This window comes from Pedobacter sp. B4419 (assembly GCF_059693725.1).
Genome location: NZ_JCASSL010000001.1, coordinates 2,406,002 through 2,429,261 on the forward strand (window position 1 = coordinate 2,406,002; position 23,260 = coordinate 2,429,261).

The 23,260-nt window shown below is 41.6% G+C and carries 21 protein-coding genes; 15 read left to right on the top strand and 6 right to left on the bottom strand.

Annotation, left to right across the window (positions count from 1 at the left end):
- The first annotated feature begins 30 nt into the window (after window positions 1–30).
- The 7 genes from AC570H_RS09985 to AC570H_RS10015 all read left to right on the top strand — a co-directional run bounded on the left by AC570H_RS09985 (window position 31) and on the right by AC570H_RS10015 (window position 8,725).
- Window positions 31–1,521: an alpha-L-fucosidase gene (locus AC570H_RS09985; protein ID WP_497354248.1), complete on the top strand. Its 1,491-nt coding sequence runs from the start codon at window positions 31–33 to the stop codon at window positions 1,519–1,521.
- Between the two features lie 19 nt (window positions 1,522–1,540).
- On the top strand, window positions 1,541–2,839 hold the full coding sequence (locus tag AC570H_RS09990) for an alpha-L-fucosidase (protein WP_497354250.1): 1,299 nt from the start codon (window positions 1,541–1,543) through the stop codon (window positions 2,837–2,839).
- 15 nt (window positions 2,840–2,854) lie between these two features.
- Window positions 2,855–4,300, top strand: a complete 1,446-nt coding sequence (locus AC570H_RS09995; protein WP_497354252.1) for an alpha-L-fucosidase — start codon at window positions 2,855–2,857, stop codon at window positions 4,298–4,300.
- A gap of 26 nt (window positions 4,301–4,326) precedes the next feature.
- Window positions 4,327–4,776 carry an L-rhamnose mutarotase gene (locus AC570H_RS10000; protein ID WP_497354254.1) on the top strand — a complete coding sequence of 150 codons (450 nt, stop codon included), beginning with the start codon at window positions 4,327–4,329 and terminating at the stop codon, window positions 4,774–4,776.
- A 14-nt stretch (window positions 4,777–4,790) separates the two neighbouring features.
- Window positions 4,791–5,807: a zinc-binding alcohol dehydrogenase family protein gene (locus AC570H_RS10005; RefSeq protein WP_497354256.1), complete on the top strand. Its 1,017-nt coding sequence runs from the start codon at window positions 4,791–4,793 to the stop codon at window positions 5,805–5,807.
- A gap of 12 nt (window positions 5,808–5,819) precedes the next feature.
- Entirely contained in the window at window positions 5,820–8,009 is a 2,190-nt protein-coding gene (locus AC570H_RS10010; RefSeq protein ID WP_497354258.1) for an alpha-galactosidase, read from the top strand.
- 83 nt (window positions 8,010–8,092) lie between these two features.
- Window positions 8,093–8,725: a phosphatase PAP2 family protein gene (locus tag AC570H_RS10015; protein WP_497354260.1), complete on the top strand. Its 633-nt coding sequence runs from the start codon at window positions 8,093–8,095 to the stop codon at window positions 8,723–8,725.
- Between the two features lie 90 nt (window positions 8,726–8,815).
- On the opposite strand, the gene AC570H_RS10020 is transcribed toward AC570H_RS10015, so the two are convergent.
- Window positions 8,816–9,328 (bottom strand): hypothetical protein, encoded by a 513-nt coding sequence (locus AC570H_RS10020; protein WP_497354261.1) that lies wholly within the window; start codon window positions 9,326–9,328, stop codon window positions 8,816–8,818.
- Window positions 9,329–9,652: 324 nt separating this feature from the next.
- Window positions 9,653–11,428, bottom strand: a complete 1,776-nt coding sequence (locus tag AC570H_RS10025; protein ID WP_497354263.1) for a glycoside hydrolase family 9 protein — start codon at window positions 11,426–11,428, stop codon at window positions 9,653–9,655.
- 367 nt (window positions 11,429–11,795) lie between these two features.
- Between AC570H_RS10025 and AC570H_RS10030 the strand changes: the two genes are divergently transcribed.
- From AC570H_RS10030 to AC570H_RS10040, 3 genes are all read left to right on the top strand, one after another.
- Window positions 11,796–13,211 carry an exonuclease domain-containing protein gene (locus tag AC570H_RS10030; protein WP_497354265.1) on the top strand — a complete coding sequence of 472 codons (1,416 nt, stop codon included), beginning with the start codon at window positions 11,796–11,798 and terminating at the stop codon, window positions 13,209–13,211.
- Between the two features lie 198 nt (window positions 13,212–13,409).
- Window positions 13,410–14,297 (top strand): AraC family transcriptional regulator, encoded by an 888-nt coding sequence (locus tag AC570H_RS10035; protein WP_497354267.1) that lies wholly within the window; start codon window positions 13,410–13,412, stop codon window positions 14,295–14,297.
- Window positions 14,284–14,706 (top strand): DUF983 domain-containing protein, encoded by a 423-nt coding sequence (locus AC570H_RS10040; protein ID WP_497354269.1) that lies wholly within the window; start codon window positions 14,284–14,286, stop codon window positions 14,704–14,706. Before AC570H_RS10035 ends, AC570H_RS10040 begins: the two co-directional genes overlap by 14 nt.
- 50 nt (window positions 14,707–14,756) lie before the next feature.
- Here AC570H_RS10040 and AC570H_RS10045 read toward each other — a convergent pair whose 3' ends face one another.
- Together AC570H_RS10045 and AC570H_RS10050 are read right to left on the bottom strand one after the other, a co-directional pair.
- A complete protein-coding gene (locus AC570H_RS10045; RefSeq protein ID WP_497354271.1) occupies window positions 14,757–14,987 on the bottom strand; it encodes a hypothetical protein in 231 nt (76 codons plus the stop codon).
- Window positions 14,988–15,251: 264 nt separating this feature from the next.
- Window positions 15,252–15,854, bottom strand: coding sequence for an LURP-one-related/scramblase family protein (locus AC570H_RS10050; RefSeq protein ID WP_497354273.1), 603 nt, complete (start codon window positions 15,852–15,854; stop codon window positions 15,252–15,254).
- Window positions 15,855–16,032: 178 nt separating this feature from the next.
- Between AC570H_RS10050 and AC570H_RS10055 the strand changes: the two genes are divergently transcribed.
- The 3 genes from AC570H_RS10055 to AC570H_RS10065 all read left to right on the top strand — a co-directional run bounded on the left by AC570H_RS10055 (window position 16,033) and on the right by AC570H_RS10065 (window position 18,775).
- Window positions 16,033–16,863, top strand: a complete 831-nt coding sequence (locus AC570H_RS10055) for a CvfB family protein (RefSeq protein ID WP_497354275.1) — start codon at window positions 16,033–16,035, stop codon at window positions 16,861–16,863.
- 241 nt (window positions 16,864–17,104) lie between these two features.
- Entirely contained in the window at window positions 17,105–17,308 is a 204-nt protein-coding gene (locus AC570H_RS10060; protein ID WP_497354277.1) for a cold-shock protein, read from the top strand.
- 162 nt (window positions 17,309–17,470) lie between these two features.
- Window positions 17,471–18,775 (top strand): sensor histidine kinase, encoded by a 1,305-nt coding sequence (locus AC570H_RS10065; protein ID WP_497354279.1) that lies wholly within the window; start codon window positions 17,471–17,473, stop codon window positions 18,773–18,775.
- Here the strand turns inward: AC570H_RS10065 and AC570H_RS10070 are convergent.
- Window positions 18,772–20,220, bottom strand: coding sequence for an ATP-dependent DNA helicase (locus tag AC570H_RS10070; RefSeq protein ID WP_497354281.1), 1,449 nt, complete (start codon window positions 20,218–20,220; stop codon window positions 18,772–18,774). The two genes, AC570H_RS10065 and AC570H_RS10070, sit on opposite strands and share 4 nt — an antisense overlap.
- A 54-nt stretch (window positions 20,221–20,274) precedes the next feature.
- Here AC570H_RS10070 and AC570H_RS10075 point away from each other — a divergent pair, with 54 nt between their 5' ends.
- Window positions 20,275–21,099: a DUF3822 family protein gene (locus tag AC570H_RS10075; protein WP_497354283.1), complete on the top strand. Its 825-nt coding sequence runs from the start codon at window positions 20,275–20,277 to the stop codon at window positions 21,097–21,099.
- Window positions 21,090–21,629, top strand: a complete 540-nt coding sequence (locus tag AC570H_RS10080) for an RsmD family RNA methyltransferase (protein ID WP_497354285.1) — start codon at window positions 21,090–21,092, stop codon at window positions 21,627–21,629. The genes AC570H_RS10075 and AC570H_RS10080 overlap by 10 nt, the downstream gene beginning before the upstream one ends.
- Here the strand turns inward: AC570H_RS10080 and AC570H_RS10085 are convergent.
- Complete coding sequence (locus tag AC570H_RS10085; protein WP_497354287.1) at window positions 21,622–23,037, bottom strand: sialate O-acetylesterase; 1,416 nt, start codon at window positions 23,035–23,037, stop codon at window positions 21,622–21,624. The genes AC570H_RS10080 and AC570H_RS10085 overlap by 8 nt on opposite strands.
- Window positions 23,038–23,260 lie beyond the last annotated feature (223 nt).

A 23,260-nucleotide genomic window follows, 5' to 3' on the forward strand; every position in this document is an offset into this window, starting at 1 on the left:
TTATAAACCACTCAGCTTAATTAAATTGCCATGAAAAAAATAGCTATAGTTTCCATCCTCACTTTAGCATTTAACTATTGCTTTGCACAAGTGCAATTACCATCAACGCAACCCAATCTGGCCCAAAAAGCGATGATCAAGCGTGGCTATGGCATGTTTATCCATTTTGGCATCAATACTTTTAACGAAACCGAATGGTCTGATGGCAAACTGCCCGTAAGCAGCTATAATCCTACCCAGTTAGATCCTGATCAATGGGTTAAAACTGCAAAAGAAGCTGGTTTCAGGTACGTACTGCTCATTACCAAGCATCATGATGGCTTTTGTTTATGGGACAGCAAATACACCGATTATGATGTGGCTTCATCGCCGGTAAAAACCGATGTGGTGAAGGCGGTGGCCAATGCCTGCAAAAAGTATGGAATTCAATTTGCCATCTATTATTCGCTTTGGGATAGGCATGAACCATCGTACCAAGATAAAGATCCGCAAAAATACATCAACTACATGCTGAACCAGCTAACAGAACTTTTCACCAACTATGGCAACATCTGCGAGCTTTGGCTAGATGGTGGCTGGGACAGGAAACCAGAAAACTGGGGGATTGACCAGGTTTATCGGCTCGTTAAAAAATACAATCCAGCTTGTGCCGTAAGCGTAAACCATACCATAGAAAGCACCGAAGGCAAAAGAAATTATATGGTTCCATCTAACATGACCGAAGACAACAAGTACTTTTTTCAGTATTTTCCTTCAGATTTTAGGCTTTGGGACCCCAAACTGATCACCAAATTCGATAAGAAACAATACCTGCATCAAGGTCAATCCTATTACCTCCCTTTTGAGCATACGCTTTGTTTAAGCAAACGCTGGAATTGGTTTCAAAAGGCCGCCCAACTCCCTACCAGAGACCTTGACGAGCTCGAAGAACTATTCTACTGGTGCACCGATAACGACAATAGCCTGGTGATCAACGTTCCTCCAGACCAAACTGGCCGCATTAGGGAATATGAGGCCAATGCAGTGATCAGTCTGGGCAAAAGACTTGGCTTATCCTTAAAAAAGCCCCTGCCCAGCAATGGGAAGTTTATTTCTTTCAACACACCTGTTAGCGCATCAAGCGTTGGACAGGAAAAAGGGAAGGCCTTGGAGGCATCGGCAATCAACGATGGCAAACTCGATAGCCGTTGGTTGGCAAAAGATACGCTAGCCAGCATTGAAATGGACTTAGATCCCAATCAAGCTTTCAATAAGATCAGCATCTTCGAATACCAAGACACCAAAGATTTGCCCGATGGCTTTTCGCAAATCAGGGTGCCGCGCATCCAGCAATACAGCGTAGATGTGATGCAACAAGGCCAATGGCAAACCATTTACCTCGGCGATGAACCCATGGGCGACTGCAAAGTGATCCGTTTGCCCCAAAACTATAAAACAAGCAAACTTCGCTTCAAGGTTTTAAAAGCAACGACACCACCGTCTATCAATGAAATCAACGTAATTAACATGCCCGCAAAATAAATAAACATAAACTACCCCTATGAAAAACAAAAAAACAAGCATTCTTTGGCTGTTGTTGCTATGGACGCTAACTACCAATGCTCAGCTAAAGGCTGATGCAACATTGATGAACAACTTTATGAACGACCGCTTTGGCCTCTTTATCCATTGGGGACCTGTAGCGTTAAGAGGAACCGAAATTGGCTGGAGCCGTGGCAATCAGGTGGCAGTTGACGATTATGACAACCTTTATAAAGAATTTAATCCCGTATTGTTTAATGCCGATGCCATGGTTAAGGTGGCCAAAGATGCCGGCATGAAATACCTGACCATTACAGCCAAGCACCACGATGGCTTTTGCCTGTGGCCAACGGCTTATACTGATTACGACATCATGAGCGCGCCTTATCAAAAAGACATTGTAGGCGAATTGGCCAAGGCCTGCAAAAAACAAGGCATCAAGTTATGTATCTACTATTCGGTTTTAGACTGGCATCATCCCGATTATCCGATCCATTCGCCAAAAGACCAACAGATCGATCCAAAATCGGATATGAACCGGTATATAACTTACATGAAAAACCAGTTAAAAGAGCTCATTACCAAATACGACCCATACATGCTCTGGTTTGATGGCCAATGGGAAAAACCTTGGACTGATGAAATGGGAAAAGATTTGTATGCTTATCTCAAAAAATTAAAACCAAATGTAATTATCAATAACCGATTGGGGAAAGAATTTGCAGCGATGGAAAATAAAAACATAGATGCTTCCAAAATGATAGGCGATTACGATACGCCTGAGCAGGTAGTAGGCAAGCTAAACATGACAACCCCCTGGGAAAGTTGTTTCACCATTTGCAACCAATGGGCATGGAAACCCAATGATAAAATGAAACCTTTAAAGCAATGCCTCGAAATCCTTTCTAAAACTGCTGGAGGCAATGGCAATTTGCTGCTCAACGTTGGCCCGATGCCCGATGGAAGAATTGAAGCAAGGCAAATTGAGCGCCTGCAAGAGATAGGCAAATGGCTACAGCAAAATGGAGAAGCTGTATATGGCACAAAAGGCGGTCCTTACTTGCCAACCGCTAATTATGCCTGTACCAGAAAAGACAATAAAATCTACCTGCATGTATTGGACAACAACTTGACCAATCTTACATTAAAACCTATTGCCGGCCGGAAAATTTTAAAGGCAACCTTAAATGGCCAAGCGATTAAATTTGTGCAGGGCGATCAGATTTCAATAGAAATACCTAAAGGCTTACCTAATGAATCGACTTACATTATTAAGCTTGAATTAGATGGACTGGCTACTGATGTTCCATTAATTTAACCCGTTAAATCTGCCATGACCACAAAAAACAGCATATGCTTAGGTTTGTTATTTGGCCTATTTACGGGCAATGCTCTAGCCCAAACAAATCTGCAGCAACTCCAGTCTAATTTCGTCGATTTGAGATTTGGCGTTATGATGCATTTTAACATGGGTACCTTTACCGACGAAGAATGGGCAAGGCCGGATCATGATGCCAAGCAATTTAACCCAACAAAACTCGATTGCAACCAATGGGCCAAAGCCTGCAAGGCTGCCGGGATGACCTATGGTATATTAACCACCAAACACCATGATGGCTTTTGCCTTTGGGATTCGAAATATACGGATTACGACATTGGCAATAGTCCTCAAAAAAGAGATGTGGTAGCCGAATATGTAAAAGCCTTCCGTAGCCAAGGCCTCAAGCCCTGCCTTTATTTTTCTATTTGGGACAGGCATAATGGCATAGAAAATGGCGGACCGAAAGAAGAAGAATTTGTGATCAACCAATTAACAGAACTGCTAAGCAATTATGGAGAAATCCCCATGATTATTTTTGATGGTTGGAACTGGAAAATGGGACACAGGGCAATTTCCTATCAGCGCATTTATAACCACATTAAAAAACTACAGCCAAACTGCCTGGTAAGTGAACACAATGGCAACAGTCCCTTACAAACAGATATTGTGTATTATGAAGGTCCTAAGGGTATCTATCCGCTGAGCAACAATGGCTATCCTTCCCAAATGGCACTTACCCTCACCAATGGCTGGTTTTGGCATCCCGGGGCACCAAAACAAGTAAAGAATATTGATTATACCTTAGATAAGTTGCAAAGAGTGGTACCCGCCTACTGTAACTACATGATCAATATTGGTCCAAATAGAGATGGACTTTTTGATGACGAAGCCGTAAAACATCTCCAAGCTATTGGCAAATTATGGAAACCTGCACAAGGTAGATTGCCACTGCCCAAACAACCTGCAATGCTACAAACCTACCTCATGCCTAAAGGGATTACCTCTTCCAACGGCCAAACTTTTATAGAACCTGCAGGTCCGGCAGACGACGGTTCGCCGATAGCTGAACTGCTTAACCAAAAAACAGCAACTGTGATGATTGATGGCATCAGTGATTTAGTTGGAGACCGAGGTGGATTTGTCGCTTTCCAAACCTATTGGAAATTTTCGGCCAATCAGGATCGTTATCTTGTTCTCGATTTGGGGACTGAAGAAACGATTAGTAAATTCTACTATTTACCAGCCCAATTGAAAGGATACAGTGGCATTATTACCAAATACGAATTAGCTGTTTCAACAGACAATCAAAACTTTCAAAAAATCAAAACAGCTAATTGGAACAAAACAGCCGATCTTAAAGTAAGCACTTTTCCAAGCGTAAAAACCAGGTATATCAAGCTTCAGATCTTAGAATCTATAGATGAGGCCACCGTAAGCGAAGTCGGCGTAGGCAATTGATTGATCAACTGTTAAAATCAAATGACATGAAAAAACTAAAATTTTTATCGACAATGTTGTTCATCTTCTTTTTTCTGGCATCGTGCAACAATGGGTCGGAAAAAAAATCATCGATCAGCTCAATAGCAAAAAACAAAATTGTGCGCTATGGCTCAATTACTGGCTTAAAGCCTGAAAAACTGGCCTATTACAAACAGCTCCATGGCAACATTTGGCCAGCTGTGGCCGAAAAGATCAAAGCATGCAACATTCAAAATTATTCTATTTATTTAAAAGAGATAGAAGGCAAACTTTACCTGTTCAGCTATTTTGAATATACAGGCACTGATTTTACTGCTGATATGAAGAAAATGGCCGCAGATACCACTACGCAACGTTGGTGGAAAGAAACCGCGCCTACACAGTTGCCTCTGCCCGATGCCGCAGCTAAAAAAGAGACTTGGAGCCCAATGGAAGAAGTTTTCCACCTCAATTAACAAATACCCTACTTATGAAAGCCGTTATATTAAAAGAACCAGGCACTTTAACTGCCTTAACCAAAGAAAAACCCAATGCACCTGCGCCGGATGAAGTCCTCTTAAAAATTAAGCATGTATCCATTTGTGGCACCGATTTGCATGCATTTAAAGGAAATCAGCCATTTTTTAGCTATCCAAGAATACTGGGGCATGAAATTGCCGCCGAAATAATAGCCGTTGGCAACGATGTTGAAGCCTTAAAAGCTGGAGATAGCTGTACGGTTGAACCTTACCGAAATCCGGTGATCGATCAGGCCGTTAGCAGAGGAAAAACCAATTGCGGCAGTCAATTGACCGTATTAGGTGTTCACGAAGATGGCGCCATGCAAGAATACATCACCTACAAAGCCTCAAATATCCACCTCACCAACGATCTTCCGCCAGATCAGGTTTGTTTGGTTGAACCCTTTGCCATCGGCAGCCATGCGGTAGAAAGGGCACAATTAAGCGCAGGCGATACGTTATTGGTAATTGGTGCAGGACCGATTGGCTTGGGCATAATGGCCATTGCCAGACTGGAAGATGTTAAAATTGTGGCCTTGGATATCAACCAGAAACGACTGGATTTTGTGAAACAGAAATTTCCTGAAATTGAAACACTCTTGCTAGGCGAATCGGTAATTGACGACTTGAAAACAAGACTAGCTGGCGATTTGCCAACCATAGTTTTCGATGCAACTGGCAATAAAACATCAATGCAAGCCACTTTTAATTATGTAGCGGCAGGTGGAACGATTGTTTTTGTAGGACTTTTTATTGGCGATGTAGTTTTTGACGATGCCAATTTCCACCGGAAAGAGATTACCCTAAAAGCCAGCCGTTCGGCCAGAGCGGTTGATTTTAAAAAGGTAATCGATCTTTTAAAAGCCAAATTGATTGATACCTCGGGTTACATTACCCACCGAATTCCATTTGATCAATTAGCCGATCAGTTCGAAAATCTTTATATTCAAGAGGATAACCTAATTAAAGCTGTCGTCGATTTTTAATTCCTGCTACCTATGAAACCTATAAAAACTTTTTTTGCGCTTTTCTTTCTTTTGCAATTGGGCTTACATGCCCAAGAAACACCGCAGCTTTATACTGCTGCTATTGAAAAGCTAAGCCCAACAGATTGGCTGGTTACCCCCGGCAAGCAAAAAGCCGCTATTTATTATACTGCCAATAAAAAGGGAATTATCCTTTACAATGGTTATGTACGCCGAGAATTTGCCTTGGTTCCAGGTTTAGCCTGCGTTGATTTGAAGAACATGAGCAACGGGCAGCAATTGCTCCGCTCACCCAAACCAGAAGCCAAAATTACCATTAATGGCAAGGCTTATCATGTAGGCGGGCTTTATGGCCAAAAAGAAAATGCGTATTACCTGCCCCAATGGACAAGCGAACTGAGCAGCAAGGCCGACTTTGTGTATAAAAACTTCCAGATCGAAAACATCAGCCCCTATCTCAATTGGAAACCCAATACCTGGACATCAAACAAAAAACAAGCGACAGGCAAACGCCTCACTTTCTATTTGGAGAGCAACAATCCCGACTTAAAAAACATTCAGGTTGCGGTACATTATGAGCTTTATGATGGCTTGCCTTTGATTGTAAAATCACTTTCTATTCAAAACAACAGCAATGAGGCCATTAAAATAGATAGAGTAGTTAACGAAGTGCTGGGTGTTGTAGATGAAGAAAGTGCCGTAGTGGGCACCGAAGCGCAGATGAAAAAACAGCATGGCATTTACATCGAGTCCAATTATGCTTTTAACAATTCCATGCAGTACGAAATTAGCGATCAAACCACGCATTGGAATAAAGACACGACCTATACCTCACAGGTAAATTACGATTATAAAAGTCCGGTTTTATTAGAAGTTTACCCAGAAAATGCACCTGGCCTGGTATTGGCACCCAAAGAAACGTTTAAATCTATCCGAACCCATGAGCTATTGATCGATACTTATGACCGGGAGAGAAAAGGACTAATGATCAGGAAAATGTACCGAACCGTTGTGCCATGGACTACACAGAACCCGATTTTTATGCATTTGGTAAGCAAGAATGACGAGGAAGTGAGGAATGCCATCGAACAGTGCGCCAATACAGGCTATGAAGCCTTGATCATGAGTTTTGGCAGCCATTGCAATATGGAAGATACCACGGCCAAGAACATCAGCCATTGGAAAAAAATCGCTGATTTTGCACACAGCAAGGGAATTCTGATTGGCAGCTATTCCCTTTTTAGCTCCCGCCACATTAGCGAGGAAGATGATGTGGTGAACCCAAAAACCGGAAAGATTGGAGGTTCGTTCTTCGGCAACGCACCCTGCTTCGGCAGCAAATGGGGTTTGGGCTATCGCAATAAAATCAAATACTTTCTAAGCAAAACAGGTTTTAACATCTGGGAAAACGACGGCCCCTATCCTGGGGATATTTGTGCTTCCACTACACATCCAGGCCACAAAGACAAAGACGATTCGCAATGGAAACAAATGGAAATCCAAAAAGAACTGTACCGGTGGTGCAATGAAAACGGCATTTATGTGAATGCTCCCGACTGGTATTTGTTAGATGGAACGAATAAAGTTTCCTTAGGCTATCGCGAAGTTAATTTTTCTTTGCCTCGCGAACAGCAAAAAATACTGAACCGCCAAAACATTTTTGATGGAAACTGGGAAAAGACACCATCCATGAGCTGGGGATTTGTACCCTTAACAAAATATCAAGGTGGCGGACCTGAAGCCATTTTAGAGCCCCTATCGGCACACCTCTCCGATTATAAGCAACTGATGATGCAATATTATGGGGCTGGCGTACAGGCCTGCTATCGTGGCCCACGCTTGTACGATACCGAGGCAACCCGAAATACGGTAAGCGAAGTGATCAGTTGGTACAAAAAATACAGGGAAATCCTAAACAGCGACCTTATCCATCTGCGCAGGGCTGATGGCAGGGATTGGGACGGCTGGCTGCATGTTAATCCACTACTCAAGCAAAAAGGCCTGATGATGGTATTTAACCCGCTCAAGGAAAAAATAACACGTAACCTTAAAATACCACTCTACTATACTGGATTAACGCAAAATGCCAAAATAAGCGTGAATGGAGGTCCGGAGCAACTGTATAAGCTGAACAGAAACTATGAAATCATTCTTCCAATTGCACTTGATGCCGAAGGCTATCAATGGATCACCATTGAATAGGCAAATTTTAAAACAATAAGGTTTAGGCTTTGAGTTGCACAGCCTCAGAATAAATGATTAGCTTTGATTAAACACCAACCTTGATGCAGCGTAAACTAACTTTACTTTTAATTCTCTTATTAGTCCTGATTACCAGTTTTGTGCTGCTGAGCATCTATGTGGTTGACAATCCCATTCCAAAATTCGATCTCAACATTTCTTTGTTGGTGCAAAAATACCATTCTGATGCATTGGACAAGATCATGCTGGGAGTCAGTTTTTTTGGCGAGCTGCCCTACTCTCTATTGTCTGTAATTGTGGTTGCACTCATTTTCTACTATTACAAATATAAGCGTGAGGCCTTTTTTATTGCGCAGATCCTGTTTTCCGGACTGATTATTTTAGCTATTAAAAATTTTGTAAACAGGCCGAGGCCAACTGAATTTTATGTGCGTTTGGTAGAAATCAACCGGTTTCAGAGCTTTCCGAGCGGACACGTACTTTCTTATGTGCTCTTCTTCGGCTTTCTCATTATCCTGATGCGCAACCTAAAGGATATCCCTCAAACCACGCGTAACATAGTAACCTGTATCTCTGTTTTTTTGGTTATTATGATTGCCCCTTCCCGAATTTATTTGGGCGCGCATTGGTTTACAGATACTTTGGGAGGTTTTATTTTAGGGCTGATCTGCCTTTTTCCGTTGTGCTGGCTATATTTTAAAAAGAAACGGGGATAAAGCCATAAGCCTCATCCCCGTCATCTAAATTAACGCTCTCGAATATATAGACGCTCGTTTAGAAAGTTTATTGTATGCCTTTCGATTTTTTTATTGAATTTTTAAAGAATTCCAAAATTTGAGCCTTTCTACATCATGTTGCGTATTGTATTTTTCCAAAAACATGAGCGTATACATTTTGCTTCCCACAAAAACATTCATTAATTGTGCCTTGTTCAAGTCTTCCTTTTCGCCTTTCATATCCATCTTTAAAAAATAAGCTGGCTTGCCCTTAAAAGTAGTAATGGAATCCTTCAGCGCAACCGCAACATCAGCGCCCAGCAAAAAGCCATTCTTAATGTCGGTATAAGTTTTTTTCTTTTTCAGCAGTTCGGCTAGGGTTTTTGCATCTACCCCCATCTTGGCAAAATCGCTTACGATGACCATTACTTTGGCTGTAGAGTCGACATTGGCTATCCAGGTTGGCTTTCCCTCCATAATTGCTTTTTCCGGTTTTTCTGGAAAGGCTATCGACGTCCTTTGGTCTATTTTTACTTCTTGCCAAACCAAAGCGAGGAACAGAAAAGGCGTAAAAAGTAAAAAAGCGGTGAGTTTTTGTTGCATGACCTGATGATGAGTAGCGAAGGTAGGAATTGGCCCCGAATTGCAAAATACCTAATACTGTGTATTTTAGACCTAAAAAGAAACGGGGACAAGACTTGAAGTCCCATCCCCGTTATCTAAATTAACGCTCTCGCAACAAATAGACGGTTATTTTTTCTAATTATCGAAAGAATCAAAATCTTTTTTTTACTCCTAATAGCTCTAAAAAAGAGACGGAGATAGAAGGCCTCGGCCCTATCCCCGTCATCTAAATTAACGCTCTCAATACATAGACGCTTTAAGAAACGCTTTAGTATATCTGGTCTAATTTTTTTTTAAAATATTTTATTGGGCCATTGCCGTTACCGCCTGTAAAAACCAAGCTGCGTGTGGTATCCATTGTTCCGTCCAGCGCCACTCGTTGCCATTGGCGTGCATTTTAAAATCTATGCCGCTGCCATCGGCCTGTCCATCGGCACCGGTAATGCCATTGGAAATGCCACCCCTTTCTGAGCCATGCCCAAACATAGAAGCCATGTAAGGCACATTCTGTTTGCCAAATTGGTACATAAAACACATTTCGTAAGGATTGCATCCTAAAATCCAGCCCAACTGCTGTGAAGCAAACTTGGCCAATTCAGGTTTTACGCCCTGCTGGCCTTGTTGCGGGTACACCAAACGTCCACCGATGAGCGCAGCGGTAGCCAGTGAACCCAAACGGGCATTTTCGCCCTGCCACCACCAGCCGCTTTCATTTTCGTGCGGAATAAAAAAGCCTTCCCTGTATTGCCCCTTTAGCAAAAAGCTTTGTCGCGCATAACCAAAAGGATTTGCCGTATTGTTGTTAATGCTGAGTTGATAATCTAAAAATCTCTTGATCACAGCAAGGGTCGATTTTCTCAAATCAGTATTGTTTTCCTTATCCAAATAACGCGCCAAGGCGATAATCGGCATTCCTGCATCCGCTGCGTGCCAAAATGGACGGTCTTTGTCATCGGCGATAAAATAGCCCTTGGCCGATAGGCGCTTTTCCAAATTCTTAGCCCTCTTTTGGGCTTCGGCTTTGTAACTGTTCTCATTCGTGCTGATCCATAATTCTGTAGCGGCCATTAATGCGCCGTAATCATCAATGATATTTTCTTTGCCATCATCGTCGTACTTCGTATTATTCACCAATAAATGCGCAAAGGCCCGTTTTGCAGCGGCCAAATATTGCGAAGAAGTGAATTCGCCATCTTTTTTCCACCTCGAAATGCGCGCCAAGGCTGCAATGGCCATGCCACCACCTTCCCTAAATGCACTTTGGTATTGATCGGTTACTTTGCTATCGGCCAATAAGCCGACCACACGGCGTGCACTAGGGTTCTCCTTATTGAAAAAACTAAACACCGTCATGTAGAAATAACCTTCTTTTGACAAGGAGCGCATCAGGTAATCGGCGCCCCACAGGGCTTCATTGCGCAAAGAATCCGCTACGCCCAACTGCTGCAACAAGTTCGGAATTTTTTCAGCCGTGCCTACCATAGACCAGGTAACCATTGGGATCTGTTGCGGCATCATAAAATTAGTGTAGGCCAGGTGCGAGAAGTACTTGCTTACATCACCAGAGGCATCGCACCAGCCACCACGCAGATCAACCGCCTGGTTGCTTCCCTGAAGCAGAATGGCTTTGTCGACCGCTAATTCTTGAGGCGTATTGGCCCTTTGTTTAAAATAATAATGAATGATAGATGGAATGGTAAGGGTAGCCAATGCATTATCGGCAAGTTCAAAAGGTGCCGAAACAATGATTTTATTGTTAAAAGAAATGCTCACCTGATACTTTCCCTTTTGTGCAAAGGCTGAAAAATCGGCCTCATAGAAATATTGTTTGGCATCCCAACTGGGCAGCTGCTGAGCCTTACCCAATTGACCTTTAAAAACACTCTTTTGAGTAGCCACATCGATCAGGCTAAAAGAACCCGGGTTTGCCAACTGCGATGGAAGACCGACGATGGCAATTTTGGCACCCCTACTGTCGAACCCGACTTGGTTCACATAAATGGTTTGGGCAAAAGCCACATTAAAAACGAAGAGCAAACTGCACATGCAGCAAAAAACGGAACGGTAAAATAATTTCATAATTAAGGGATTAAAGCTGGAAAATAAGGTATTTTTTTGATTTCCTTATCATTATGGTCTTTAACCATTAAGAAAGGAAGAAATACGCTAAGTATGCCAAGCTTATCTTTTAGCTGATTAGTTCATTGGGTGAACACCCGATTCGTCATGCTAGACACCGATCCAGCATCTCACTGGAGACAGATTCTGAAACAAGTTCAGGATGACGAGCGAGACACTTTACGCTCTTTGCAAATCGTTACGCTCATCGCAATAACGATTCGTCGATTGGCCTATCGCAGCATCTTCCATCTCCCCTTTTACATTTTCTATTTTAGCTTTTGTTTACTAATTTTTTTAGCATATATTTGTTCCAACAGAGAATAAGATGTTATATGCAGTTGTAGATATCGAGACCACAGGAGGCTATGCGGCGGCGCACGGCATTACCGAAATTGCCATATACATTCATAATGGCGAAGAAGTGATCGATAGCTTCGAAACACTGATCAATCCGCACCAGCACATTCCGATCCACATCCAGGCTTTAACCGGCATCAGCAATGAAATGGTGGCCGAGGCGCCAGATTTCAGGGAAGTGGCCGATCATATCTATGAATTGCTGCACGATAAAATCTTCGTTGCCCATAACGTAAACTTTGATCATTCTTTTGTGAGGCATCATTTGGAGGCTTGCGGACATCAATTACAGGTAAAAAAGCTTTGTACGGTGAGGCTAAGCCGAAAAGTATTTCCCGGGTTTACTTCTTACAGCTTGGGAAGGCTTTGTACTGCCTTAAGTATTCCGATCAATAACCGCCACCGTGCAGGAGGCGATGCCGAAGCAACGGCTACATTGTTGGGCATGATCATAGCTAAAGACAGTTTGGGCGTGATTGAAGATACTTTGAAAAAAGGTTCTAAGGACCAGGTTTTACCACCCAATCTTCGCAGGGAAGAAATTGACAAGTTGCCCAACACGCCAGGAGTCTATTATTTTAAAGACGAAAAAGGAAAGGTCGTTTATGTGGGCAAAGCCAAACAGCTGAAAAAAAGGGTTTGTACCCATTTTAGTGGCCATAGCATCAGCCAGCAACGGCAAAATTTCCTAAAAAGCATTTTCCATATCGATTATGTAAGCTGTGGCACCGAACTCATGGCTTTTATTTTGGAAGCCAGCGAAATCAAGCGCCTATGGCCCGCGAACAACCGCGCCATGAAACGCTTTGAACAAAAATATTCGCTCTATTCTTTCGAAGACCAAAAGGGCTATATCCGCCTGGGCATAGACAAATACCGCAAAGATAGCCATGCACTATATAGCTTTAATCACTTGTTAGAGGGACACGAGCTATTGAGAAAATTGGTGCTCCAATATTCGCTGTGCGAAAAACTCTGTTTCATCCAAACCTTAAAAGACGCTTGTACACATCATGCCAGCGGGCAATGCAATGGGGCTTGCATAGGCGAAGAAAGTGTTGACGACTATAATTATCGCGTAAACCAGGCTATTAAGGAGCTGCAAGACCTGTTGCCTTCTTTTGTACTGATGGACCACGGCCGTACTGATGAGGAGAAAAGTTGTTTATGGGTAGAAAAAGGCAAATTTTACGGAATGGGCTATATTTCTAACTATGCAGACATCAACAACTTGGAAAGCCTCCGATCAGCTATAGACCCCTATCCTTCCAACGATTACATCATGAACCTGATCTTATCCCACCAGAGCCAGTTTCCATTCAAATCCATTCCCTTGGCTATTATCCAGCAAAGCCATGAAGCCATGGATTTTACCCTTTCATAAGCATTTTTTATCGCCAATAGCACATAAAAATTTGCATCAACAGTAAAAAGTACCATTTTAAATTGAGATAACACCTTTCCCAACGCAAATAAATAGGGTATCTTTGTATGTGATCATCATGATTTGCCAATACCCTAAAAGGAATGGTTAAGGAAAGCATGATAGCTTCATCACCGCTGAATTAAAATACAAAAACAGATGAAAACAGATATTCCTGTTTATGATATCCAAAACTTTAAAGCCTACAAGAATGACGGCATTCTGGTAAGCCGTTTTGGGCATTATGCGCAGCAACATCAGCACCTGCATTCGGCACATCGCCACTCCTTTTTTCATTTGGTGTTTTTTACCGAAGGCAGCGGAAGCCAGCAGATAGATTTCAAGCGTTTTGGGGTAAGGCCCGGCCTGATCTATTTTATGGTACCTGGACAAGTGCACAGCTGGGATTTTGAGACCACGCCAGATGGCTATATCATCAATTTTTCTAGCGATTATTTAAGCAGTTTTCTTTTACAGCCAAATTACCTGGAAAATTTCAGCTTTTTTAATGGCCAACCAGATTCGCAGGTAATCCAGCTTCCGCGCGAAACACAAGACATCCTCATCTCTATTTTTGAAGCTATTTTAAAGGAAGGCCAAAACGAGCAACCCATTAACGACGATCTGGTAAAGACCTTGCTCATCCGTTTGTTTATAGAAGTAGCCAGAAGCAGCAATATCATGCAAACTGCGCCAAGCAATTCATATAACCATACTTTGCTTAAAAATTTTCAGCGTTTAATAGACCAGAATTATGCGCAATTGAGGTTGCCTAAACAGTATGCGAGCCTGCTTTACATTACACCCAACCATTTAAATGCTTTGTGCAATGATTTTTTGGGCGTGTCTGCAGGTACCCTGATTAGAGAGCGGGTTATTTTAGAAGCCAAACGCCTGCTCATCAATCTTGACCTGATGGTTTCAGAAATTGCAACTAAGCTCAACTTTGCTGACCAATCTTATTTTATCAAGTTTTTTAAAAAATATGAAGGCATTACGCCCGAAAAATTCAGGAAATTAAATACAACACCCCATGGAACAAAATAAAGCAACAAAAGAATTATATATTTCTCAATGGCATGGTTTTGCTAATGCCAAATGCCCTCGCTGTAGGGTAGGAAAAGTATTTACCGGTGCTACTTATGGCTTTAGGTCGCAAAAAATGAATGAATTTTGCCCGCATTGCCAATTGAAATTTGAACGCGAACCCGGTTATTTTTATGTAGCCATGTTTGTAAGCTATGCCATGAATGTTGCCGAAATGGTCTCAATCAGTGTGGCGGCCTACATATTGGGTTTAAAATTGGAATATGAGAATCTATGGTACTTTGTACTGCTCCTGTTTGGCTCTACCTTGGTTTTTTCGCCCTTTAATTACCGCTATTCTCGAATGATCTTGCTGTATTGGCTGTCGCCAGGTTTGCATTATGAACCTGCTCGAAGCGCAAGTAAGTAAATTAAAGGCTTACGAAGTTCTAAAAACTTCGTAAGCCTCTCTAGATAAGCTTAAAGAATAGCATACCTGTAACTCACCCACTCATCCCAAACCGATTTGGTTTGAGGAACAGTGGGTGTTTCGCTCTGCTCCTTTTGGGCCTGTTCTTCGGCCTTGTCTTTACGCTTTTCTACATATTTTTCTACTACTGGTGTAGCATGTGCACTTTGGGGTTCTTGGGCAACTGGGCTTGATAAATTTGTAGCCTCTTTTTCGGATTTTTTCGATAGATTTTTAGACATAGCTCTATTATTTAATAAAAACTATGCTCAGAACAATTGTTTTTCGAATAATGTTTTCCGAAAATCGTCAAAATAAAGCTGCAAAAGCATTTTTTTATTTAACCACCTAATTAAATCCTTGTTAAATATTGTTTTTGGATATGCTGGCAGGTAGGGATACTCCACAATAGCATTACAAAGGGCGAGTGTCCCCACCCGCCCTTGCTATAATAAAATATCATTAATTTTTTTAAACAGGCGCTGAACACCTATTCGAGCTTTTGTTTATTTGCTTTCTTTCAACACCATATCAATGGTAATTGCCGTAGCTACAATAGCTACTTTTTGCTTGTTTTCAGCATAAGTAGGATCGATAGATACGTTGTATTTGTCGGCAGTAGTAAAGATTTCCTTTAAAGCACCTGCCCATTTTTTGCTGATTTTGCCCATTTCTATTCCCTTAGAATCTTTGATGGTAAAATTCCAGGCTTTCCAATCGCCGGTAATCTCTGCAATGTTGTCGCCGGTTGAGGCATCGCTAATGATAAAGGTAGGCTTGAAAAACTTGAATTTTTGTTTGATCAGCCCTATTTCTATGCCGGCAGGATCTGTAACCGTAATTTTCGACATCCAAAACGTCCAGCCTCTGCTAATAGTTGCCTGCAATTGGTCGTTTACATCTGTAATTTCCAAATGAAAAGGCATCATGGCTTTATTAATGAGCAATGTAAGGAACTTATGCCAGCCGCTCATGCGTTGTTTAATGATGCCGATTTGCGCACCCTGCTCGTTATACACCTTATACTCGTTTGTAAACTTTAAAAAATTTACCTTCTCATCGATAAAATACTCATCGCCAAGGAAAAAAGTAGGAATTGAATTGCTCATTAATTAATTTTTAAGTTTCTAGTTCTGTGCTAAAAATAATTATTTTTTGTGTCCTGCAAATTAAGTATGAATAAATTTTAATAGCCGCAACACGAATTTTAGAATCCGCAGAGCGATTTAATATCCTTAACTTTGCAGCAATAGCCATTGAAGGTAATGGCTTAACTGATCAAACAAAATGGAAATAGGAAAATATAATACGCTACGGATTGTTGGCAAAAACATTGATGGTTTAAGCCTTTCGGATGGGAGTAGCGAAGTATTGTTGCCTTTTAACGATGTACCCAAAAATATTCAGGTGGGTGATAACGTAGAAGTATTTATTTATGCGAATAAAACAGGCGAGCTGATGGCAACTACTCAGGATGCCTTTGCCGAGGTTGGTGATTTTGCTTTTTTGACAGCCGTTGATTCTGGCGAGAATGGTGCTTTCTTGGATTTGGGCATAGGTAAAGACATATACGTACCTGTTCGCGAACAAAAAAGACCAATGCACCAGGGAGAAGGCTATGTAGTTTATCTTCACCTGGATGACGACAGACGTTTAATCGCTTCTTCGAGGCTTGATAAATTTATTGAAGAGGAAGATTTTGATTTTGAAGAAGGCGATGAAGTTAGCTTATTGATCAGTGAAAAAACAGACCTGGGCTATAACGCGATTATCAATAACCGATATATTGGCCTGCTGTATCACAATGAGCTTTTTGCCAATTTAATGCCTGGCGACCAAAGAAAGGGCTGGATCAAAAAAATTAGAATTGGTAATAAAATAGACTTGACTTTGCAGCCGACAGGCTATGGCCATATTTTAGAAACCAAGGATGTAATTTTAAAAGAATTGAGAGAAGCTGGCGGTAAAATTCCATTGGGCGATAAAAGTACGCCTGAGGAAATCTACGAGCGTTTTCAAATCAGCAAAAGTGCCTTTAAAAAAGCCATTGGCGGCCTTTATAAAGAACGCACCATAAGTATTGGAGATCAGGAGATTAGCCTTATTTTGCCAGATTAAACAAAATAGCTATAAGTATTTTTAGGTTTAGCAAACCTTTTGTACAAATTAAACGTATAAGTAAGTGAGTAGAATCTACTTGAGGGAGTTTTTTTTGTGAGGTGCGGCCTTTTAGGTCGCACCTTTTTTATGGAGCAATGCTTAAAAAATTATATAGTTTAAATGTAATTGTGTTATTTTTTTTTAGGCTTTTATATCGAAATCGTTATCTTCACTACTTCAATTTTAATAAAAACAAATTATGACAGGTACAGTAAAATGGTTTAACGATGCAAAAGGCTTTGGTTTTATTACGCCAGAGGACGGCGGCAAGGATATTTTCTGCCACCATTCTGCCATTCAATCTTCGGGACTAAGATCTTTAAAAGAAGGCCAACAAGTTGAATTCGAAGTTAAAGAAGGTAAAAAAGGACCTGAAGCAGGCAACGTTAGAGTAACCGGATAAGTAGTAAAGACTTTTATTTATTTATTTGATGCGAAAAAAAATGTCACCTACAGGGTGACATTTTTTGTTTAGCGCTTTTTAGAATGCCTTTTTGTAAAGATTTAGAACATTTACATGCACAAGAATGAGGTTTTTCGTATTTTTAAACCTTAATTTTTTCATTTGCTTACATTCTTTACCTATAGAACGCCCAAACAATTTGCCACAGCATTTAAGCAGTTCTACAGCTTGGCCAATTTAAGGCAGATCAAGATCTTAAGCACCATCCTATTTATTATTAGTTTTTGTTCAAGAGTAGCCAGCCTTGTTTTTTATAAGGAGGTGATCCAAATACAGAGTTATGCCGAGCATTCTCTGGGAAACTGGATACAGTTGTCGGGCGCATTTGTTTTTTATTTGCTGAGCAGCATTGCTTTGCGATCAACTAAATGGACAATCAAACAGAGGCGGGTACTTACCATCTTATTTATTCTTTTTATACTTCTCATCACCTTTGGCGTGAGCTATACGGTTTCCTTGCACAACACCAAAAATACATTGACCATGTTTTTAATTGGCATTGTATGCGTAAGCCTGTTTTTTGCCATCGAGCACCGTGAGATTTTAGGAATTGCCATTTTTATCGTGATTGTATTTATACTGAGCATGGTTTTGCCAAAGATTACATTCCAAGAGAAGATAATGAATGTGATTGCGGCTTTTATTTTAGGCTTCATATTGCTGGGCTTTTCAAGGTACAGCTATTATTTTAAGTCGATGCATTTTGTAAGGCTGAAGCAGTTGGAAGAAAAGAATAATGAAATACAGCATTTAAATGCACAAAAAGGAGAAATCTTAGCCTTTGTTGCCCACGATTTAAGAAATCCTTTAAACAATATAGAGGTATTGAGCAGCCTCTTGCTGGCCGAAGACGAAAAGAACAGCGAAGTAAAATTGATTGCTACGGCCGCAAGCCAAGCCAAAGAGATCATTAACGACCTGATGGAAGTAGTTAAACAGGATCAACCGGTTTTGAAAACAGAACGTTTGGCTCTTGCACCCTTTTTACAGGCTATTTTAAAAAAATGGACAGCTAACCAGCACAGAGACTTACAGTTTGTCGGTGCTGATGTAATCGCATTTGCCCAAATTAACCGTTCTAAACTAGAAAGGGTAATTGATAACCTGATCAGCAATGGCTTTAAATTCTCAGCTCCAGAAAAACCTTTAACGCTCAAGCTCAATACGCACGATGAAAATGTATGCATCGCAATAATCGACCAAGGAATTGGCATTCCACAGCAACTGCAACACCATATTTTCGAACAGTTTTCTAAAGCTGGCCGTACAGGCTTAAAAGGCGAAAAATCTGTAGGCTTGGGGCTACATATTTCTAAAAGGATTGTGGAGCAGCATGGAGGAAGGCTGTTGATGAAAAGCGAAGAAAACAAAGGCACTGCCTTTACTATCTTATTGCCTTTGGCCTAATCGACTTCTTGTTGCGTAGCAAACAGCTTTTGCGAGAAATTAACTAAAAAGAGCTCTCTTTTGGCTCGGGTAACGGCAGTATACAGCCAACGCAAAAAATCCAGGTCAACCATGTCGTCTGTTAAATAGCCCTGATCTACGAATACGGCATCCCATTGGCCACCTTGGGCTTTATGACAGGTTACCGCATAGGCGAATTTAACCTGCAAGGCATTATAGTAAGGGTCCTGCTTAATGGCTTCCATCTTTTCTTTCTTTGTTTTGATGTGCTCATAATCGATCATTAGGCCTTCAAAAAGCAACTTGTTCTGTTCGTAAGGCAAATTTGGAGTCTCAGCCTGCAGGGTATCCAAAATTACTTTGCAGTCTACACTACCTATTTCAGGGAAATCGAGGAATTCCAATTGTACTTCTGCAAATCTCAGCCCGTAGCGTTCTTCTTCCCTACGCACCCTTATTACCTTAGCCATATCGCCATTGGCAATAAAAGCAGTTTCCTGGTTATCTGGCAACCAAAAATAATTGTTGCGTACCACCATAATCTGATCGCCCCCACTCAATTCTTCATCTCGATAGAGCAGCCTCGACCTGATCTGGTTATTATACACATTGGCAGATTTATTGGAACGGCAAACCACCAAGGCATTCTCTATGCCAAATTTACCGTAGGCATATTCTAAACCTTCGACCATTTTTAGGCCGGTCATGCTAAAAATATCCTTGTAATTTTTGGTGATGAACTTAGGCAACACTTTCTGTTCGGTGCTAAATTTGTTGATCAGCTTGCGTAACATGGTGGCATTGGCCAAAATGCCAGATTTCTTTTCCTGACGCACTACTTCTTTCAATTCGACTGCGGTGGTATTGAGGTGAAAATTGTCGCTGAGGTACTTTTCGTTCAGTGCCGGACTATCTATACTTCCAACCGGTGGCAACTGGGCGGTATCGCCAACAAACAATAAAGAGCAGTTTTTGTCTTTTCCATCGGGACTTGGCTGAAAAACGAACTCGATGAGGTCTTTTAAAAACGAAGAAGCATTTTGTACGTTCCATTCATCGGCTATCATTGAGGCTTCGTCGACAATGAACAAGGTATTTTTGGCCAAGTTGGGTGCCAGCTGAAAAGCCAGTTCGGTGCTTACCGCACTTTTTTTACGGTAGATCTTTTTATGGATGGTTAATGCCCTCTTGTTGGTATAAGAGCTGATAACCTTGGCCGCCCGACCTGTTGGTGCCAACAGCACTACATTGAGCCTAAACTGGGGCAAAGCCTTTACCAAAGCGGCTACAGAGGTAGTTTTACCCGTTCCGGCATAGCCCCGCAGCACCAAACATTTTTCGGTTCGGGCATCTGCTAAAAAAGCAGCGGCCTTGGCACAAAAGACCAATTGTTCGTCGGTAGGCTCAAAAGGATATGATTGGGCAATTAAATCGGCTTTATCCATTTAGCAAAGATGCAATGGTAATGTTATAGAAAAAAGAATTATTTTTGTCCATACATGAGCAGCAACAACAGCATATTATTAATCGACCCTAACTTTGATCCCGTTACGGCATCTGCCTGTAATTTGTTGGTAAAAGTTGGTCAGGATAGTTTTTCTTATGCCATTATCAATAAGGAGACCCAACAGGTAAATGCTGTTTTTGATGAGCAGGAATGTGAAAACGGGCTTCAAAAACTGGCCGATCGATTAAAAACAGATCATTACCTGAATTTGCCTTACCAAAAAGTTAAGGTTGCCGTGCACACGCCAAACGTGATTGCCGTACCGAACGACTTGTACGAAGAGGCGAATTTAGCCAATCATACGCCCTATTTTATTGGTTCGCATACCGGAAACCTTTACCAGCAGGCCCACTATCATTTTGGTTTCACCACTGTTTTTGCGCTGTCGAAAACTACCGAAGATACCCTGAACAGCTTTAACCTGAGCCAATTGTTTACCCTTGATGCAGGTTTGTTGGCTTTAGCTCAACACATCAAGGAAACTGCTTTATTGATAGATTTTACCGCCAGTTCTTTTCAGGTACTTTACCTCAAAGAGGGCCAGGCTACTTTTCAGCAATGCTATGAAATTGATAACCTCGACGAGTTTAACTACTATCTTTTGCTCATGTTTAGTCAACTGAATATTCAGCCTAAAGAAGTTGCATTGTATTTGAGTGGCATTGTTCACGAAGGCGATGAAAGATACAATTGCTTGGCCAAATATTTTACGCAAGTCCAATTTGTTGAAAACCAGCAAGAGCTCAATCAGGATATCCTTGACGACATGCCAAGCCATTACTACAGCAGTTTATTAGCTTTGGATCAATGCGAATAATTGGGGGGAAATTAAGAGGCATACAGCTCAATGCGCCTGCCAAACTACCGGTTAGGCCCACTAAAGACATGGCGAAAGAGGCCTTGTTCAATATTTTGCACAATACCTACGATTTTGATGAATGCACAGTGCTCGACCTTTTTAGCGGCACGGGAAGCGTGAGCATTGAATTTGCTTCTCGCGGCATTAAAGCAGTACGATCTGTAGACAAGCATCCTGGCTGTGTAGCCTGGCTAAAAGACGTGGCCAGCAAATATGAGCTTGAAACCATTGATGCACAAAAAGCCGATGCCTTTAAATTCTTGGCCCAAGAGCACCATACTTACGACATTATTTTTGCCGATCCGCCTTACGATCTGCCCAATATCCCTTTGTTGCCCCAATTGGTGGCCCAAAACAAATTGCTTAATCCTAATGGAGTATTAATCGTGGAACATCCGCCCTTACTTAAACTAGCGCAGCAACCCGGTTATTCACATACCAGAAAATACGGCAACTCGTCTTTCAGCTTTTTTGATCCGGTTATTTAATCGGCTTCGTTTCTACTTCCCAATCGTCTGTTCTAAAGGGAGCTATCGGAAAACCTTCTTTGCTAAATACATTGGCCATGGCCGTATTGTCAAATGCAAAACGAACCGCCAAAGGCTTTTCAACACCCTTATTGGAAACAATTATCCTGTCTTTTTCTAATTTTACTTCGGCTGGCAGAAATACCTTATCGGCTCCAGCAATGTAAAAATCGCTTGGTTTTGCGTTTCCCTTAACCATAAAGCCTGTAGTTGCATGATCAAAAAATAGAATTGCTTTATTGTCTTTCAGCTCCATTTTCTTAAAAGCCGGACTTTGATACGCACCAATATCTTTTTTATAGGTTTCGGCCAATGCCAGTTTAGCCAGTCTGTTGGCCACATCCAGTTTATTTTGGGGATGGATGTCGCCAACATTGTCTACCAGATCAGTAATGACAACCATACCGGTATTTGGCGCTGTTAGCGATTTGCTTTGTTGCTCCCTAAGCAATGCACCAATATTTGTCAGCTCATACTTAAAGGGTGCGATCTGTACAAAATAGAAAGGGAATTCTTTTTGCCACTGCTTGCGCCAATCGGCAATCATACCTGTAAATAATTGCCGATAAGTGCTATAGGTTTTGGTATTGCTTTCGCCCTGATACCAGATTACTCCTGCGATATTAAAGTTTGCCAAAGGGCTGATCATGGCATTATAAGCTCGACCAGGCTCTACGGGCCACCAAGGCGTTTTTTCTAGTTTGGAAGCTGCAGTTTTTAAAGGTTCGCTATTGGCAATTACATGACCGGCTGTCCAGGCTTCTGCCGGTGTACCGCCCCAGCTGGCATTGATGATGCCTACTGGCACCCCAAGTTCCTGCTGTAGCTTTTTGGCATAAAAATAACCAATGGCACTAAATCCCTTGAGACTTTCTGGTCCACAAACCTTCCATTGCCCAACGCAATCGTCTTGAGGCGTAATTGCCGTGGTTTTTGGGATATGAAACAACCTGATCTGGTCATTGGCACTTTTCGGCAATTCTTCTACCATTTGTTTTACGCCTTGATAGCTGCTCCATTCCATATTGGATTGCCCCGAGCACACCCAAACTTCTCCGATAAGGATATTAGACAATACAATTTGATTATTACCTTTAATTGTAATGGTATAAGGGCCACCAGCAGCTGGCGTGGCGATGCTTAGTTTCCATTGCGCATTACCATCGGCAGTTACCGAATCTTTTTTATTGTTCCAGGAAGTAGTAATGTAAATCTTTTCGTCGGGATCAGACCAGCCCCATAAATTGACATTAGTTTGCCTCTGCAGTACCATGTTGCTTGCAATTACAGCAGGCAAGCGAACATTTGCATGGCTTTTTTCCTGACAGAACATAAGGGCTGCCAAGAGGATTAAAAATATTTTTTTCATAGTAAGTAGATTATAGGTTCTTAAAAATAGAAAATTATATTTAGTTATCAGCTGGGCTATACTTGCAAAGTTTCAAAAACTCCGCAACTGGAACTCATACAGACAGAACAGGTGAAATGCTCAACTCATTTTCTTCCTCCCTGAAGGGGATAGCTTGTTCGCTAGCCTTCCACCCTCAGCCCTCTACCTTTAGTCTTTGGAGTCAATCGATGCTATCGCTATC

Coding starts and splice junctions, on each gene's coding strand:
- AC570H_RS10015 (WP_497354260.1), top strand. CDS start 8,093: ATGCAGCGTAAACTAACTTTACTTTTAATTCTCTTATTAGTCCTGATT.
- AC570H_RS09985 (WP_497354248.1), top strand. CDS start 31: ATGAAAAAAATAGCTATAGTTTCCATCCTCACTTTAGCATTTAACTAT.
- AC570H_RS10025 (WP_497354263.1), bottom strand. CDS start 11,428: ATGAAATTATTTTACCGTTCCGTTTTTTGCTGCATGTGCAGTTTGCTC.
- AC570H_RS10020 (WP_497354261.1), bottom strand. CDS start 9,328: ATGCAACAAAAACTCACCGCTTTTTTACTTTTTACGCCTTTTCTGTTC.
- AC570H_RS09995 (WP_497354252.1), top strand. CDS start 2,855: ATGACCACAAAAAACAGCATATGCTTAGGTTTGTTATTTGGCCTATTT.
- AC570H_RS10060 (WP_497354277.1), top strand. CDS start 17,105: ATGACAGGTACAGTAAAATGGTTTAACGATGCAAAAGGCTTTGGTTTT.
- AC570H_RS09990 (WP_497354250.1), top strand. CDS start 1,541: ATGAAAAACAAAAAAACAAGCATTCTTTGGCTGTTGTTGCTATGGACG.
- AC570H_RS10030 (WP_497354265.1), top strand. CDS start 11,796: ATGTTATATGCAGTTGTAGATATCGAGACCACAGGAGGCTATGCGGCG.
- AC570H_RS10035 (WP_497354267.1), top strand. CDS start 13,410: ATGAAAACAGATATTCCTGTTTATGATATCCAAAACTTTAAAGCCTAC.
- AC570H_RS10085 (WP_497354287.1), bottom strand. CDS start 23,037: ATGAAAAAAATATTTTTAATCCTCTTGGCAGCCCTTATGTTCTGTCAG.
- AC570H_RS10055 (WP_497354275.1), top strand. CDS start 16,033: ATGGAAATAGGAAAATATAATACGCTACGGATTGTTGGCAAAAACATT.
- AC570H_RS10005 (WP_497354256.1), top strand. CDS start 4,791: ATGAAAGCCGTTATATTAAAAGAACCAGGCACTTTAACTGCCTTAACC.
- AC570H_RS10040 (WP_497354269.1), top strand. CDS start 14,284: ATGGAACAAAATAAAGCAACAAAAGAATTATATATTTCTCAATGGCAT.
- AC570H_RS10045 (WP_497354271.1), bottom strand. CDS start 14,987: ATGTCTAAAAATCTATCGAAAAAATCCGAAAAAGAGGCTACAAATTTA.
- AC570H_RS10080 (WP_497354285.1), top strand. CDS start 21,090: ATGCGAATAATTGGGGGGAAATTAAGAGGCATACAGCTCAATGCGCCT.
- AC570H_RS10070 (WP_497354281.1), bottom strand. CDS start 20,220: ATGGATAAAGCCGATTTAATTGCCCAATCATATCCTTTTGAGCCTACC.
- AC570H_RS10075 (WP_497354283.1), top strand. CDS start 20,275: ATGAGCAGCAACAACAGCATATTATTAATCGACCCTAACTTTGATCCC.
- AC570H_RS10010 (WP_497354258.1), top strand. CDS start 5,820: ATGAAACCTATAAAAACTTTTTTTGCGCTTTTCTTTCTTTTGCAATTG.
- AC570H_RS10000 (WP_497354254.1), top strand. CDS start 4,327: ATGAAAAAACTAAAATTTTTATCGACAATGTTGTTCATCTTCTTTTTT.
- AC570H_RS10050 (WP_497354273.1), bottom strand. CDS start 15,854: ATGAGCAATTCAATTCCTACTTTTTTCCTTGGCGATGAGTATTTTATC.